Here is a 15,033-nt window from a genome sequence, read left to right as displayed (position 1 = left end):
ACATGGTAAAAAAAATACTTTTCATTTTATTTTTAAGCTTTTCATTTGTAAGTTTTTCCCAAGAAAAATCGATAGATGTTTTATCTGCTGCACCTAATCCATTTAAAAATTCCACAAAAATATCTTTCAATTCTAAAGATATTTCTTCTATAAAATTTACCGTTAAAAACGTTTTAGGAAAAACGATTTTTAAGAAAACTTATAAAACTGTAAAAGGTAAAAATAGTTTCCAGTTTTATAAAGACGATTTAGCGACAGGAATGTATATTTATAGTATCCAAGACAAAGAGAAAGTAATTTCTAAACGCTTTGTTATTAAATGAGTCTAAACTTAACTATCTTAGGCTGTCATTCTGCAACTCCAAGAGTAAACGCATTTCCAACTTCACAATATTTAGAAATAAACAATCGTCATTTTTTAATAGATTGTGGCGAAGGTACACAACGTCAAATGCGAAAATACAAGATTGGTTTTTCTAAAATCGATCATATTTTTATTTCTCATTTACATGGAGATCATTTTTATGGTTTGGTGGGTTTATTATCTACTTACGGAATTTTAAGTCGAGAAAAAGAAATGCATATTTTTGGACCAGTTGGTATAAAAAAAGCAACTTTATTAATGTTGAAAATTTCGCAATCTCATGCGAAGTTCAATATGATTTTTCATGAGTTATCTTCTAAAGAAAGCGAACTTATTTTTGAAGACGATAAAGTAATCGTTCGAACCATTCCACTACATCACAGAGTATATACAAACGGATATTTGTTTACAGAGAAAGAAAAACCTCGTAAATTGAATATGCTAAATATTAGTGGTTACGAAGAAATTGGAAAAGCAGATTTCTTAAACATAAAAGCAGGTAAAGATGTAGTTTTATCAAATGGAGAAATCATTCCAAATTCCGAGTTGACATTAGACCCGAAAAAACCTTTGAGCTATGCTTTTTGTAGTGACACAAGCTACAAACCAGATATTGTACCTATTATAAAAAATGTAGATTTATTATATCATGAAGCTACTTTTTTAGCTGATAGAACAGATTTGGCAAAAAAAACCAAACATTCTACTTCTGTTGAAGCAGCACAAATTGCCAAAGATGCAAATGCTGGCGAACTAATTATTGGCCATTATTCTGGTAGATATAAAGACATTTCTCTTTTTCAAAAAGAAGCTTCTGAAATTTTTAAGAATGTTTCTTTGGCGGAGCCTGGAAAAGTTTTCGCAATAAATTAGAAAACCTCTTTAATACTGGTTTGTACTCAATAAAACCAGTGTACAAGCAATTTCACTTTCAATATTATTTTCTTTTAATAATTTTATAAAATCCATGTTTTCTGTCCCTGGATTAAAAATTACTCTTTTTGGTTTTAAACTAATTATATAATTGTAATACGCTACTTGTCTTGTTGGGTTTAAATATAAAGTAACAGTATCAATCTCTTTAAAATCCACTTTTTCTGTTGCAATTGTTACATCTGCCACTACTCCAACTCGTAAACCGATTGCAACTACTGGAATTTCTTTACCTCTTAATCTTTTAATGGCAATATTCGAATATCTGTTTTCTTTTAGCGAAGCTCCTAAAACTAAGGTTTTCTTTTTCATATGTTAATTATGTGTTAAAGACAGTAACAAATATAAAGAATGAATCGTCTATACTATGTCAATCAACAAAAAACCAATTAAATGAAAAATTTACTAGTTCTTGTCTTGTTTATTTCCTCAATTACTTTACAAGCCCAATTACCAAAAAACAAGCTATTAAAACCAGGAACTATTACAGGAAAAGTGGTAGACAATGCTTCCAAAGAACCTTTACCATATGTAAATATTGTTGTAAGAGATTTTGCAAAAAAAATACTTACTGGTGGTATTACCAACGAAAACGGGTTTTTCAACATCAAAGACATTCCTGAGGGAAATAGCTTGGTGGAAATTCAATTTATTGGTTACAAAACATATTCAACAAAAATAAAGATTTCTAATAAGAATAATAAAGTCGATTTAGGAACCATCTCACTATCTGAAGATAGTGCTCAATTAAATGAAATTGTAGTAAGAGCAGAAACTTCGCAAGTTGTGCAAAAAGTAGATAGAAAAGTAATTAATGTTGGTAAAGATTTAACTGCAACAGGAACTACTGCTTCCGAGCTTTTAAACAACGTACAATCTGTAAGTGTAGATAGCCAATCAGGAAATATAAGTTTGCGAGGAAATGATAATGTTCGTGTTTTAGTGGACGGAAAACCAACAAATATTTCTGCAGCGCAATTATTAAAACAAATTCCTTCAACCTCTATTAAAAGTATCGAATTAATTACAAATCCTTCAGCAAAATACAATCCAGAGGGAATGAGTGGTATTATAAATATTATCTTAAATAAGAACGCAAATATGGGTTTTAATGGCTCTGTAGATACTGGAATTACTGCAGGACATTATGTGCGCTACAACGCTTCTACCAATATGAATTATAAAACCGGAAAAGTTAATTTCTTTGGAAATTATGGCTATAATGGAGGTAATAATTACAATTATGGTTTTGTAAACAGACCAACTGTAAATAGATTACAAGATTTTATTTTTAAGAACGACAATCAATCTCATTTGATAAAAGCGGGCGCAGATATTTATTTAGATAAGAAAAATACACTTTCTTTTTACACCACCCAAAATTGGTTTAATGGCGATGGAAATGGAAGAACTTTAGTTACAGAAAACGGAACCGTTGTTTCCAATGCTCCAAACATTCAGCTAAAAAATAACCAAACTGGAGCCTACAATGTAAATTACAAGAGAGAGTTTGATAAAGAAGGGCATAATTTAGAATTTGAAGCTACCTATTCTAACACGAGAGCTCCTGAAGATGCAGAAAATAAAGATGTAACTAAAAACCCGAACGACGCAGATTTTAAAGTTTTAAATTTCTTTAACGACATTACAAATAAGAGTAATAACACCTTGTTAAACGTAGATTATACAAACCCTGTTTCAGAAAAAGGAAAATTAGAATTAGGCTTGGAATATAGAGAAGACAATACCTCGAATATAAATCTTACCAACCAAGATGAAATTGTTTTCGATAATCAAGGAAATGCTACAATTCAACCTTTAGGAAATTCTGATTTCGATTATGGTAGAAAAATATATTCTGCGTATGCAAATTACGGGCATCAATTTGGAAAAGTAACCATGCAATTAGGTGCGCGTTTCGAACAATTTAAAGCAAAAGGAAATTTTAATCGAGATGGAAATCCATCAGAAAATGTAAAACAAGATATTTTTAGTGTATATCCTTCCGCATTTTTTACTTTTAATCCTTCTGATAAAAACCAGTTTCAAGTAAGTTATAGTAGAAGAGTCGATAGACCTGGAATTTCGCAAGTAAACCCAATAAGAGAATGGAGTACACCTTTAATTACTTCTATTGGAAACGCCAATCTTTTACCACAATTTACAAATTCTTTTGAAGTAAATTACACCCGACAAATTAAAAACGGGTCTGTAACTTTCGGAACTTTTTATAGAGCAATTAACGATAATATTTCTCGTGTAACCTATAAAGATCCTAACGATCCATCAAACGTAAAACAGGTTTTATCTTGGACAAATTTCGAAGACACCAGTGCTTACGGATTGGAATTTTCGTTAAATTATAAAATTGCAAATTGGTGGAGAGTAAATTCTAGTATGGATTTCTATTCGCAAAAACAATTTGGAACTGTAGATTTAGTAAACACAGCTGCTCAAAGAATAAAAGTTACCAACGAAATTTTTAATGCTAGAGTAAGCAATAGCTTTAAAGTTTCTAAAAGGTTAAACATACAATTATTTGCAATGTACAGAGGCCCACAAGAAGATATTCAATGGAAAACAAAAAACATGTGGATGGTAAATACAGGCGCAAGCTTACAAGTTTTAGATGGAAAAGGAAGTATTAATTTTAGAGTAAATGATATTTTTAGAGGAATGAAATTTGCTTTTAATTCTGAAAATCCTTTTGTACAAAATGGGCGATTTAACTGGGAAAGCCAAACTGCTTACATTGGTTTTAATTACAGATTTGGTAGTGGAAAAAATAAAGCGAAACAAAGAAGAAAACGTGATGACAATATTAAAGAAGGTGGAGCTGGTTTTTAATTAATTATTATTTAGAGTTCTTAAATTATAAATCAAAAAAAAAATCGAAATTTTTACTTCGGTTTTTTTTGTTGAGAAATTTTAACTACTTTTAAAATTCATAACGCTATGTAAAAATTAACCCCAAAAGCCCCATACACAATGAAGAAACGAATCGCGTTTTTGCTTCTTTTTTGTTCTTTAACTATTTTCTCACAAAAAAATAACACCAAATTAGGTGTTGGAATTTTAAGTGGTAAAATATTAGACAGCAAAACAAAACAGCCCTTACCTTATGTAAATATTATTTGCAAAAACTTAAAACAAGAAATTATTTCTGGTGGAATTTCCAATAAAAAAGGAGAATTCATTATAAAAAAATTACCTTTAGACTCTTTATTTATCGGCATTCAATTTATTGGCTACAAATCAATTGAAAAGAAAATAAAGCTATCTAAAGAAAGTAGTATTTTTAATTTAAATACTATTTTTTTAGAAGAAGATACTACGCTATTAAAAGAAATAGAAGTTGTTTCTGAAACCTCTTCTATGATTCAAAAAATTGACAGGAAAGTATTTAATGTTGGTAAAGATTTGGCTTCTGCAGGAACAAATTCTTTACAAATGTTAGAGAACATTCCTTCTGTGCAAGTAGATTACCAATCTGGTAACATCAATTTAAGAGGTAACCAAAATGTGCGAGTTTTAATCGATGGAAAACCTTCCAATTTACCTGCTGCACAACTTTTAAAGCAACTCCCTTCTTCTGCAGTAAAAAGTGTAGAAATTATTACAAATCCGTCTGCGAAATATTCTCCTGAAGGAATGAGTGGAATTATAAACTTTGTGCTTAAAAAAAATGTAACTACTGGCTTTAATGGTAGTTTTTCTGCAGGTATAGAGCACAGTATAAACACAAGACCTACAGCTTCTTTAGATTTAAATTACAGATCTGGAAAGTTTAATTTTTACGGAAGTTACTATTTAGATTGGGGTAATTTTGAGACCTTTTCTAATTTTGAAAGGTTGGATAAAAGCCTAAATCAGGATATAAATTTTTTAGACAATACAACTTCACATTATATAAAATCGGGGGTAGATTATTACATCAACAAAAAAAACACTTTATCTTTTTATATAACCAAAAGCATTGCTGATACTGATTTTTATGTAAACACAAGAACTCTTTTAAATAACAATTTAATTTTTGATGCTAAAAATATTTCAGTATTTCACACCCAAGAAACTGCTTACAATTTAGACTATAAAATCGATTTTAACGACAAAGGCGAAAATTTAGAATTAGAAATTAATTATTCTAAAAATACGAATCCGCAAGAAGATACTAATAGAGAATTTATAAATCCGAATTCGAAAGTTTATAACTATACAAATGCTATCAAAAATAATAATGATATTTTTTTAGTGAATTTAGATTATACAAAACCTATTAAAAATGGAACGTTAGAATTAGGTTTAGAGACAAGAATCCAAAATGCTTTCAATAAAATAATTACCAATCAAGAAGTTGAAACGAATGGAAATCCGCCAACAAAACCTAGAGGAAACTCGAATTTTACTTACGATAGAGATTTATATTCTGCATATATAAATATGAATAAAGAGTATGAAAAATTAAGTTTTCAAGCAGGTTTAAGGTTTGAGCAATTTAAAGTCGATGGTTTATTTTCGAATACAACACAAACAAATTTAGAACCTTATTCAGATGAGATTTTCAGTATTTATCCTTCTGCTTTTGTTACTTATGCTTCATCAGATAAACATCAATTTCAAATTGGGTATAGTAGAAGAGTAGATAGACCAGGAATAGACCAAATTACCCCAATTCAAGAATGGAATACACCACTATCTATTTCTGTTGGAAATAGAAATTTAAAACCACAATTTACCAATTCCTTCGAATTTAATTATACTAATTCTTTCAAAAAAGGGTATTTTACAATGGGCACTTTTTATAGAGAAACGAAAGACATTATTGGAAGAATTTTCGATATCGACAATACAAATGTAGACAGGCAATTGCTATCGTATACAAATTACAACACCTCTAAAAGCTATGGTTTTGAATTTGCTTCGAGCATAAGAATGACAAATTGGTGGATGTTAAGACCTAGTTTTAACAGCTATATTCAAGAAAACCAAGGTTTGGTAAATAGCAATTTTATTCAGGTAGAAAACGTATTAACAACTGCAAGAATTAGCAATAGCTTTAAAGCGAGTAAAAAATTACGTTTCCAACTTTCTAGCTCTTATAGAGGAACCTATAAAAACGTGCTGGTAAAAGTAAAACCTTATCTTTTGGTAAATGCCTCTGCTAGGTATTCTATTTTAAAAGGGAAAGGTTCTCTTTCTTTAAGAGCAACCGATATTTTCGACAGTTATAAATTAGATTTTTCTACCACAAATCCATTTCCACAAAATGGACAATTTACTTTGGAGTATAGTTCTATTTATTTTGGTTTTTCATATAATTTCGGAAGTGGAAAAAACCGAGAACGAGATCGAAAATATAGAGAAAATAACGAAACTGAAAGCAGTGGTGGTATTTTATAGAGATATAATAATACATATTCTACCAATCGAGCTAAAAAATGTAAACAATGGAGATTAAAAAGATGAAAGTTACATATTACATATTGGTAATTTTGTTTTTAGTAACTTCGTGTACTACTCCAAAAGAAGAAAAAAAACCTCCAAATATTATCATTTTTTTAGTAGATGATATGGGGTTAATGGATACTTCTGTTCCTTTTTTAACAGATGAAAATGGAAACCCTAAAAAATACCCATTGAATAAGTATTACAGAACTCCCAATATGGAAAAATTGGCAAAACAAGGAATACGTTTTTCAAATTTTTATGCCCATTCCGTTTGTTCGCCTTCAAGAACTTCTATTTTAACTGGACAAAATTCTGCAAGACATGGAGTTACCAATTGGATAAATTCCGAAAATAATAACAAAACTAAATTCGGCCCTAAAGATTGGAATTGGAAAGGATTAACCAAAGAATCTGTAACATTGCCAAGAGTTTTACAAAAAGCTGGTTACAAAACCATTCATGTTGGAAAAGCGCATTTTGGACCATTTAATAGCGATGGAGAAGACCCTTTAAATTTAGGTTTCGATGTAAATATCGCTGGAAGTTCTATTGGGCATCCAGGAAGTTACTATGGAAAAGATGGTTTTGGACATATTGCTGGTCAAAAATCGAGAGCAGTACCCGATCTAGAAAAATACCATGGTAAAGATATTTTTTTAACAGAAGCTTTAACTTTAGAAGCAAATTCCGCGATTTCTCAAGCCAAAAAAGAAGGAAAACCTTTCTTTTTAAATATGGCACACTATGCTGTTCATGCACCTTTTCAATCAGACCCACGTTTTGCAGATCATTATAAAGATTCAGATAAATCTAATAAAGCTCAGGCTTACGCTACCTTGGTGGAAGGTATCGATAAATCTTTAGGAGATATTATACAACACGTAAAAGATTTAGGCTTGGGAGAAAATACGTTGATATTATTTTTAGGAGACAATGGTTCTGACGCTCCTTTACCAATTAAAAACGATTACAGCAGTTCTTCTCCATTAAAAGGAAAAAAAGGAAATCATTGGGAAGGTGGAATGCGAGTTCCTTTTATTGCATCTTGGGTAACTCCTAATAAAAACAAAACTATACAAGGGAAATTACCAATTGAACAAAATGGAGTTCAAGAACAAATAGGTACAATTTTAGATTTTTTTCCAACATTATCTCGAATTGCGAATGTAAAAATTCCTAAAAATATTATTTTAGATGGCTTTAATTTGAAAGAGCAATTTAGTGGAAAACAAAACCAAAAACGTAACGAAGAATTTCTAAACCATTTTCCACATGGAATACATCGCTCGGATTATTTTACGAGTTTTGTAAAAGCCGACTGGAAAGTTGTGTATCATTATCCTGTTGTTAAAGACCAACCTAAATACGAACTTTTCAATTTAAAGCAAGACCCTTTCGAAACTGAAAATTTAGCTGAAAAAAATCCTGAAAAATTAAAGGAAATGATGGTTACTTTAGTTAAGAAAATGAAAGATGTAGATGCAAAATATCCTGAAAAAGATGGGGAGATTTTGGAATTAATTGTTCCTGAATAATTTGTAAAAACAGAGAATAACTGCTTTGTTTTTAACAAAAAATTAGGCAGATATTTAATCTAAATCAATAAAAAAATCAATTTTTCACATTCATTTCTAAACCTACTGATTTTTGGTTGCTTCAAATGAAGCTTTTAAAGCAATTGTTATGTTTATAACACAAAATAAAAAAATGAGTAAACCATTAATCCAAGAATTTGGAAATAGTATAAACTTTACAAAAGCGTTTAAAATAAACGCTAAAAGAAGAATGTTTGAAAGCAATAAAAATAATTTGTATTTCTTTTTCATTTAATTAATAAATTAAAGTACAAATATCAACAAAAAGTATTAACCTCTTCTTCTTCCCATTCTATTATTTCTCATAACACATATTTACCTATTTTCTTCTTCTGTTCCAATCGTCCATTCTATTTTGTACAATTTGTCGTTTATTAAAAAACGCTTTCCATAAAATTCTTAACGCTTTAATAATTAATAATCTTTTTTTATGTTTTTATATCGATTCCCTCTTCCCAAATAGCTTCCCCAAGAATCTGTTGCTCCAGAAATAGCGTCTATTTTTTCGTTAACTTAATTTTAACAAAAAAGATTCGCTCTCACGCATCTTTTTGTATCAATAATTTATTTTTAAATTACCAACGAATAATTACGCTTCCCCAAGTAAAACCACTTCCAAAAGCGGCTAATACAACCAAATCGTTGTCTTTAATTTTGCCTTTTTCCCATGCTTCTGTTAATGCAATAATTACAGATGCAGCTGTGGTGTTTCCATATTTCATAATATTGTTATACACGTTATCATCTGAAAGTTGAAATTTCTTCTGAATAAATTGTGCAATACGTAAATTTGCTTGATGTGGAATTAACATATCTATATCTTCTTTCTGCAAATTATTGGCTTCTAAACCTTCTACAATTGCCTCAGAAAAACGACCAATGGCATGTTTAAATACAAATTGTCCATTCATATAAGGATAGTAAGAAGTATCATTAGGATCATTATTTTCCATAATTTCTGGCACCCATCTTTGAGTTGAAGGGCCTTCTAAAACCAATTCTTTTGCATGTTTTCCTTCCGAATGTAAATGAGAAGATAAAATTCCTTTCCCTTTTTCTTCAGTTCTCGATAACACTGCAGCTCCTGCTCCATCTCCAAAAATAACGGTTACACCTCTTCCTCTTGTCGATTTTTCTAATCCACCAGAATGATTTTCGGCACCAATTACCAAAATGTTTTTATACATTCCTGTTTTTATAAATTGGTCTGCAACAGACATTGCATAAATAAAACCAGAACATTGGTTACGCACATCTAAAGCACCAATTGTTGGCATATCTAACAGGTCTTGCACTTGTACTCCACCTCCAGGAAAATACATATCTGGACTCAAAGTGGCAAAGACAATAAAATCGATATCGTCTTTTGTTAAACCAGCTCTTTCAATCGCAATTTTAGCCGCTTTTGCACCCATAACTGCAGTGGTATCTCCAGTTTTTGGATCTATCCAACGTCTTTCCTTAATTCCTGTTCTTTCTTGAATCCATTCGTCGGAAGTTTCCATGAATTCCTTTAAATCGTTATTTGTAACAACGTTTTCTGGAACATAATAGCCAAGACCGGTTATTTTTGAGTTATACATCTATAAATATTTAATTTTCTAATGTCTGTTTGTAATAAGCTAAAATAGTGCATTTTATTTATATATAAAACTAGTTGAAAAAAGTGTCCTTCTGTCATCTTGTCACAAAACTCTTTTTGGTATTTTTTTTGACTATTGTTAGAAGTAAATAAATTTCTCTGTCATTCCGATTGAAGCGATAGCGAAATAGAGGAATCTTTAAATCACTTTGTATTTTGAGACTTCTACACAAGGTCGAAATGGCACTCGAAACAAAATAAAATAAATTAAAACAAATAATAATTATGGCAAAAGGAAACATTAATGTAGCAGTAGAGAATATTTTTCCACTGATTAAAAAGTTCTTGTATTCTGATCACGAAATCTTTTTACGTGAATTAATTTCAAACGGAACAGATGCAACCACAAAATTAAAACACCTAATTTCTATTGGTGAAGCAAAAACTGAATTGGGTGATGCTAAAATTGAAATTAGCATAGATAAAGATGCAAAAACGTTAACTATTAAAGATCAAGGTTTAGGAATGACGATGGATGAAGTTGAGAAATACATCAACCAAATTGCATTTTCTGGTGCTGAAGAATTTTTAGAAAAATATAAAGACGATAAAAACGATACTGGTGTTATAGGGCATTTTGGTCTTGGTTTTTACTCGGCTTTTATGGTGGCAGAAAAAGTGGAAATTTTTACAAAATCGTTTAAAGACGAACCTGCTGCACATTGGTCTTGTGACGGTTCTCCAGAATACACCTTAGTTGAGCACGATAAAAAAGACAGAGGAACAGAAATCGTTTTACATATTGCAGACGACTCTACTGAATTTTTAGAAAAAAGCAAGATTGAAGGTTTATTAAATAAATACAATCGTTTTAACCAAGTGCCAATTAAATTTGGAACGAAAAAAATAAACGATCCTAATTTTAAGCCAAAAACAACAAAAGATAAAGACGGAAAAGAAACTACAGAGCCTCACAAACAAATTGAGGTAGATAATATTATCAACAACACAAATCCTGCTTGGACAAAAGCGCCTGCAGACTTGAATGATGAAGATTATGCAAATTTCTACAGAGAATTGTATCCAATGCAGTTTGAAGAATCTTTATTTCACATTCATTTAAATGTAGATTATCCTTTTAACTTAACAGGAATTTTATTTTTCCCTAAGTTGTCTCAAAACTTAGATATGCAAAAAGATAAAATTCAGTTATATCAAAATCAAGTTTTTGTAACTGATAATGTAGAAGGAATTGTGCCCGACTTTTTACAGATGTTAAAAGGGGTTATCGATTCTCCAGACATTCCATTAAACGTTTCTCGTTCTTATTTACAAGCAGATGGAGCTGTAAAGAAAATCTCTGGATATATTACTAAAAAGGTTGCAGATAAATTAACATCATTATTCAAAAAAGATCGTGCAGATTTCGAGAAAAAATGGAACGATATTAAAGTAATTATCGAATATGGAATGTTGTCTGAAGATAAATTCTTCGACAAAGCCAAAAAATTTGCTTTATACCCAACTGTGGCAGATTCTTATTTTACGTTTGATGAATTGATCGAAAAAACGAAAGATTCTCAAGTTGATAAAGACGGAAATCACGTTATTTTATATACTTCAAACAAAGATGCTCAACACAGTTATATTCAAAATGCAACAGCAAAAGGATATGAAGTATTGTTATTAGATTCGCCAATTATTTCGCATTTAATGCAGAAATTAGAAGGAGGAGATGCAAAAATAAAATTTGCAAGAGTAGATGCAGATCACGTAGATAATTTAATTAAGAAAGACGACAACGTAATCTCTAAATTATCGGACGAAGAAAAAGAAAAATTAAAGCCAATTATTGAGGCTGCAGTTCCTAAGGAAACGTACACTGTTCAATTAGAAGCTATGGATTCTGATGCTTCTGCTTTTATGATTACTGTGCCAGAGTTTATGCGTAGAATGAAAGAAATGCAAGCTTCTGGTGGTGGAGGAATGATGGGAATGGGTAATTTCCCAGACATGTACAACTTGGTTGTAAACACCAACAGTCCGTTAGTTTCTGAAATTTTAAACACAAAAACAGAAAAGAAACAACAACGTTTAATTTCGCAAGCTTTCGATTTAGCAAAATTATCTCAAAACCTTTTACATGGTGAAGAGTTAACAAACTTTATTAAACGTTCTTACGAATTGATAAAATAAGCAACACAGTTATTTTAAGTATTTTTAACCTCCTCGTGAAAACTGGGAGGTTTTTTTATTTTTTTTGTCTAAAAATTAATTTAAGTCCTATATTGGAAATTAATAACATAGGGAATTAAATTTAACCCATATCTTTAAAAATGAAAAGAATACTCATTACAGGAGCAACAGGAAATATTGGAATAGAAGTTGTCCATTATTTAGCCAAATTAAATAACGAATCTGAAATAATTCTTGCTGTTCGAAATATAAAAAGTGCCGAAAAAAAATTTGCTTCTATTTTAAATTTATCATTTAGATTATTTGATTTTGAAAAGCAAAACTCTTTCGACACAGCATTTAAAAATATCGATATTCTTTTCTTACTTAGACCACCTCAAATTTCTAAAGTTGATGTGTATTTTAAACCACTTTTAGAATCTGCAAGAAACAATAAAATAGAGAAAATAGTATTTCTTTCTGTGCAAGGTGCAGAGAAAAGCAAAGTAATTCCTCATAATAAAATAGAGCATTTAATAAAGTTAATTGGATTTGAATATATTTTTGTGCGTCCAAGTTATTTTATGCAAAACTTAACTACCACATTATTGCCCGAATTACAAAAAACACAAACGATTACATTACCTTCTGGAAATGCAAAATTTAATTGGATAGATGTAAAAAATATTGGAGAAATAACAGCAGATCTTATTAATTCTTTCGAAAATTATAAAAACAAAGCCTATGAAATTACAGGAACAGAAAATAAAAATTTTCAGGAAGTTTCTAAATTATTGAGCGATACTTTAGGAGCTAAATTCAAATTTAAAAGTATAAACCCTATTCGTTTTTATTTTAAAAAGAGAAAAGAAGGAGTGGCAAATGGATTTGCTATTGTAATGACAATTTTACACTTTTTACCAAGACTCCAAAAAAAACCAAAAATTTCGGAAAATTTCACTAAAATTACAGGAAAAAAACCAACCACATTAAAAGAGTTTATTGTTAGAGAAAAAGAAACATTTACAAAATTTTTATAAGAATATTTAGATAATAATCTAATTAAAAAGACACCCTAAACATCAATCTTTCTTTTAAAACGGAGCAACTCATTTAATTTTCATTTTTAAAACTCCAAATTACTTTACAAGTTGTACGAAACTATAAAAATATATAAATGCTTTCTCCTGCTAAATTTATTGGCATTCTAGATGGAAATGTTTTTAATGGAAAAATTAAGGATGTGAGAATTATTCAATAATTAAGTAATAAAAATTCACTTTTGCTCTATACTTTAAATTATTGTAATAATTTAAGCAGATAATCGGAAAAAAACCGATTATGCTGCGTTTAATTGACATAAAAATGTTATATTTGAAATAGTTAATCGGAAATAATGCGATTATAACATGTAATTATTACAATATGGGTTTTAGAAAAAAAATAAAAAAGTATGCTGAAACGCCAATATCCAGGCATTTAGTTTTAGAATCGCTAAGCGAATATAAAAGTCCGAATGATAAAATTAGTGAGTTAATTAAAAACGAAGAACTTATTTCAATTAGAAGAGGATTATATATCGCAGGTCCAGAAACAGACTTGCCAACACCCGAGCCTTTTTTGATTGCAAATCATTTAAGAGGACCGAGTTATGTATCTTTAGAATCTGCATTATCTTATTGGAACATCATACCAGAAAGAGCTTACGAAATAAGCTCAGTAACCATAAAAAGTTCTAAATTATATAAAACTCCAGTTGGTAGATTTAGTTATAAACAATTAAAAACGCCTTATTATTCTTATGGAATAAAAAACGTACAATATTCGCCAAAACAAACAATATTAATTGCTTCACCCGAAAAAGCTTTGTGTGATAAAATTGTGCTAACACCAAAAATTAATCTTAGAAGTGTTAAACAAACACAAGAATTTTTAATGGAAGACCTTCGAATAGATAGCGACGTATTAAACACATTAAACACCAAAATTATAGAATTATGGATTGAAAATGCGCCTAAAAAAAGCAGTTTAAATATGCTTATTAAAACACTAAGAGAATTATGATAAAAGAATGGATAGCCGAATATGAGCCTAAAAACGAAGAAGAAATCTTATCTGCATTAAGAGAAATAATGCAAGAAATTACATTAGCGGGTTTGTCAAGAACTAATTTTTTTGAGAAAGCCGCTTTTTATGGAGGAACTGCTCTAAGAATTTTTTATGGACTGGATAGGTATTCAGAGGATTTAGATTTTTCTTTATTAAAACCCAATACAAATTTTTCAATTGAGCCCTATTTTAATGATATTCAAGACGAATTTAATTCCTTAGGACTTACTGTTAGTATTAGAGAAAAGAAAAAAACAGTAAAATCTGCGATTGATTCTGCTTTCCTAAAAGCTGAAACAATATGGCAAGAAATTGTGTTAGAAGATATTATTAAAGAAACTGGAGTGCGTTCTAATAAAAATTTGAGGATAAAAATAGAAGTCGATAGACAGCCTCCATTAAATTTTAATACTGAAGAAAAGTTATTACTACGTCCCTTTTCTTTTTACGTGAAATGCTTTACAAAACCGAGTTTGTTTGCGGGAAAAATGCACGCCTTACTCTTTAGAAAATGGAAAACCAGAGTTAAAGGAAGAGATTGGTATGACTTAGAATGGTATATTAAAAAAGGCATTCCTTTAGATGTAAAACATTTTTTAACTCGGGCAAAAGACACTAACGACTGGCAAAATACCAATATTTCTAATGAGCAAATTATCGAATTATTAAATACAAAAATCGAAACTGTTTCTTTTAGCAGTATTAAAGAAGATGTTGTTCGGTTTATACCAAATGATAATGTTTTAAAAGTATGGAGTTCTAATTATTTTAAAGACTTAGTAGAGAAAATTAAATTTGAGAATTCTCAAATTTAAAAAAGCAAAATT

The 15,033-nt window shown here is 29.9% G+C and carries 12 protein-coding genes; 10 read left to right on the top strand and 2 right to left on the bottom strand.

Going from position 1 to position 15,033, the window contains the following annotated elements:
• The first annotated feature begins 2 nt into the window (after positions 1-2).
• Both J3359_RS16105 and J3359_RS16100 read left to right on the top strand, forming a co-directional pair.
• Positions 3-323 carry a T9SS type A sorting domain-containing protein gene (locus tag J3359_RS16105; protein ID WP_208078076.1) on the top strand — a complete coding sequence of 107 codons (321 nt, stop codon included), beginning with the start codon at positions 3-5 and terminating at the stop codon, positions 321-323.
• A complete protein-coding gene (locus J3359_RS16100) occupies positions 320-1,237 on the top strand; it encodes a ribonuclease Z (RefSeq protein ID WP_208078074.1) in 918 nt (305 codons plus the stop codon). The genes J3359_RS16105 and J3359_RS16100 overlap by 4 nt, the downstream gene beginning before the upstream one ends.
• 9 nt (positions 1,238-1,246) lie before the next feature.
• Here J3359_RS16100 and J3359_RS16095 read toward each other — a convergent pair whose 3' ends face one another.
• Complete coding sequence (locus J3359_RS16095) at positions 1,247-1,609, bottom strand: CoA-binding protein (RefSeq protein WP_208078072.1); 363 nt, start codon at positions 1,607-1,609, stop codon at positions 1,247-1,249.
• 81 nt (positions 1,610-1,690) lie between these two features.
• Between J3359_RS16095 and J3359_RS16090 the strand changes: the two genes are divergently transcribed.
• The 4 genes from J3359_RS16090 to J3359_RS18470 all read left to right on the top strand — a co-directional run bounded on the left by J3359_RS16090 (position 1,691) and on the right by J3359_RS18470 (position 8,575).
• On the top strand, positions 1,691-4,144 hold the full coding sequence (locus tag J3359_RS16090) for a TonB-dependent receptor (RefSeq protein ID WP_208078070.1): 2,454 nt from the start codon (positions 1,691-1,693) through the stop codon (positions 4,142-4,144).
• 141 nt (positions 4,145-4,285) lie between these two features.
• The gene (locus J3359_RS16085; protein ID WP_208078068.1) at positions 4,286-6,697 is read left to right on the top strand and encodes a TonB-dependent receptor; all 2,412 of its coding nucleotides are present in this window, start codon (positions 4,286-4,288) and stop codon (positions 6,695-6,697) included.
• A 47-nt stretch (positions 6,698-6,744) separates the two neighbouring features.
• Positions 6,745-8,280, top strand: coding sequence for a sulfatase (locus J3359_RS16080; protein WP_208078066.1), 1,536 nt, complete (start codon positions 6,745-6,747; stop codon positions 8,278-8,280).
• Between the two features lie 172 nt (positions 8,281-8,452).
• Positions 8,453-8,575 carry a hypothetical protein gene (locus J3359_RS18470; RefSeq protein ID WP_302850191.1) on the top strand — a complete coding sequence of 41 codons (123 nt, stop codon included), beginning with the start codon at positions 8,453-8,455 and terminating at the stop codon, positions 8,573-8,575.
• A 340-nt stretch (positions 8,576-8,915) separates the two neighbouring features.
• Here J3359_RS18470 and J3359_RS16075 read toward each other — a convergent pair whose 3' ends face one another.
• The gene (locus tag J3359_RS16075) at positions 8,916-9,923 is read right to left on the bottom strand and encodes a 3-oxoacyl-ACP synthase III family protein (protein ID WP_208078064.1); all 1,008 of its coding nucleotides are present in this window, start codon (positions 9,921-9,923) and stop codon (positions 8,916-8,918) included.
• A gap of 284 nt (positions 9,924-10,207) precedes the next feature.
• Here J3359_RS16075 and htpG point away from each other — a divergent pair, with 284 nt between their 5' ends.
• The 4 genes from htpG (at position 10,208) to J3359_RS16055 (ending at position 15,021) form a co-directional block, all read left to right on the top strand.
• A complete protein-coding gene (gene htpG / locus J3359_RS16070) occupies positions 10,208-12,118 on the top strand; it encodes a molecular chaperone HtpG (protein ID WP_208078062.1) in 1,911 nt (636 codons plus the stop codon).
• Positions 12,119-12,258: 140 nt separating this feature from the next.
• The gene (locus J3359_RS16065; protein ID WP_208078060.1) at positions 12,259-13,137 is read left to right on the top strand and encodes an NmrA family NAD(P)-binding protein; all 879 of its coding nucleotides are present in this window, start codon (positions 12,259-12,261) and stop codon (positions 13,135-13,137) included.
• Positions 13,138-13,522: 385 nt separating this feature from the next.
• A complete protein-coding gene (locus J3359_RS16060; protein WP_208078058.1) occupies positions 13,523-14,161 on the top strand; it encodes a type IV toxin-antitoxin system AbiEi family antitoxin domain-containing protein in 639 nt (212 codons plus the stop codon).
• Positions 14,158-15,021: a nucleotidyl transferase AbiEii/AbiGii toxin family protein gene (locus J3359_RS16055; protein WP_208078056.1), complete on the top strand. Its 864-nt coding sequence runs from the start codon at positions 14,158-14,160 to the stop codon at positions 15,019-15,021. Before J3359_RS16060 ends, J3359_RS16055 begins: the two co-directional genes overlap by 4 nt.
• The last annotated feature ends 12 nt before the right edge of the window (positions 15,022-15,033 follow it).

The organism is Polaribacter cellanae (assembly GCF_017569185.1).
In the GTDB taxonomy this organism is placed as follows: Bacteria; Bacteroidota; Bacteroidia; order Flavobacteriales; family Flavobacteriaceae; genus Polaribacter; species Polaribacter cellanae.
Note: the sequence above shows the minus strand (reverse complement) of the source record. Positions and strands in the feature narration are given on the sequence as shown.

Coding starts and splice junctions, on each gene's coding strand:
- J3359_RS16055 (WP_208078056.1), top strand. CDS start 14,158: ATGATAAAAGAATGGATAGCCGAATATGAGCCTAAAAACGAAGAAGAA.
- J3359_RS18470 (WP_302850191.1), top strand. CDS start 8,453: ATGAGTAAACCATTAATCCAAGAATTTGGAAATAGTATAAACTTTACA.
- J3359_RS16095 (WP_208078072.1), bottom strand. CDS start 1,609: ATGAAAAAGAAAACCTTAGTTTTAGGAGCTTCGCTAAAAGAAAACAGA.
- J3359_RS16090 (WP_208078070.1), top strand. CDS start 1,691: ATGAAAAATTTACTAGTTCTTGTCTTGTTTATTTCCTCAATTACTTTA.
- htpG (WP_208078062.1), top strand. CDS start 10,208: ATGGCAAAAGGAAACATTAATGTAGCAGTAGAGAATATTTTTCCACTG.
- J3359_RS16105 (WP_208078076.1), top strand. CDS start 3: ATGGTAAAAAAAATACTTTTCATTTTATTTTTAAGCTTTTCATTTGTA.
- J3359_RS16080 (WP_208078066.1), top strand. CDS start 6,745: ATGGAGATTAAAAAGATGAAAGTTACATATTACATATTGGTAATTTTG.
- J3359_RS16060 (WP_208078058.1), top strand. CDS start 13,523: ATGGGTTTTAGAAAAAAAATAAAAAAGTATGCTGAAACGCCAATATCC.
- J3359_RS16065 (WP_208078060.1), top strand. CDS start 12,259: ATGAAAAGAATACTCATTACAGGAGCAACAGGAAATATTGGAATAGAA.
- J3359_RS16085 (WP_208078068.1), top strand. CDS start 4,286: ATGAAGAAACGAATCGCGTTTTTGCTTCTTTTTTGTTCTTTAACTATT.
- J3359_RS16075 (WP_208078064.1), bottom strand. CDS start 9,923: ATGTATAACTCAAAAATAACCGGTCTTGGCTATTATGTTCCAGAAAAC.
- J3359_RS16100 (WP_208078074.1), top strand. CDS start 320: ATGAGTCTAAACTTAACTATCTTAGGCTGTCATTCTGCAACTCCAAGA.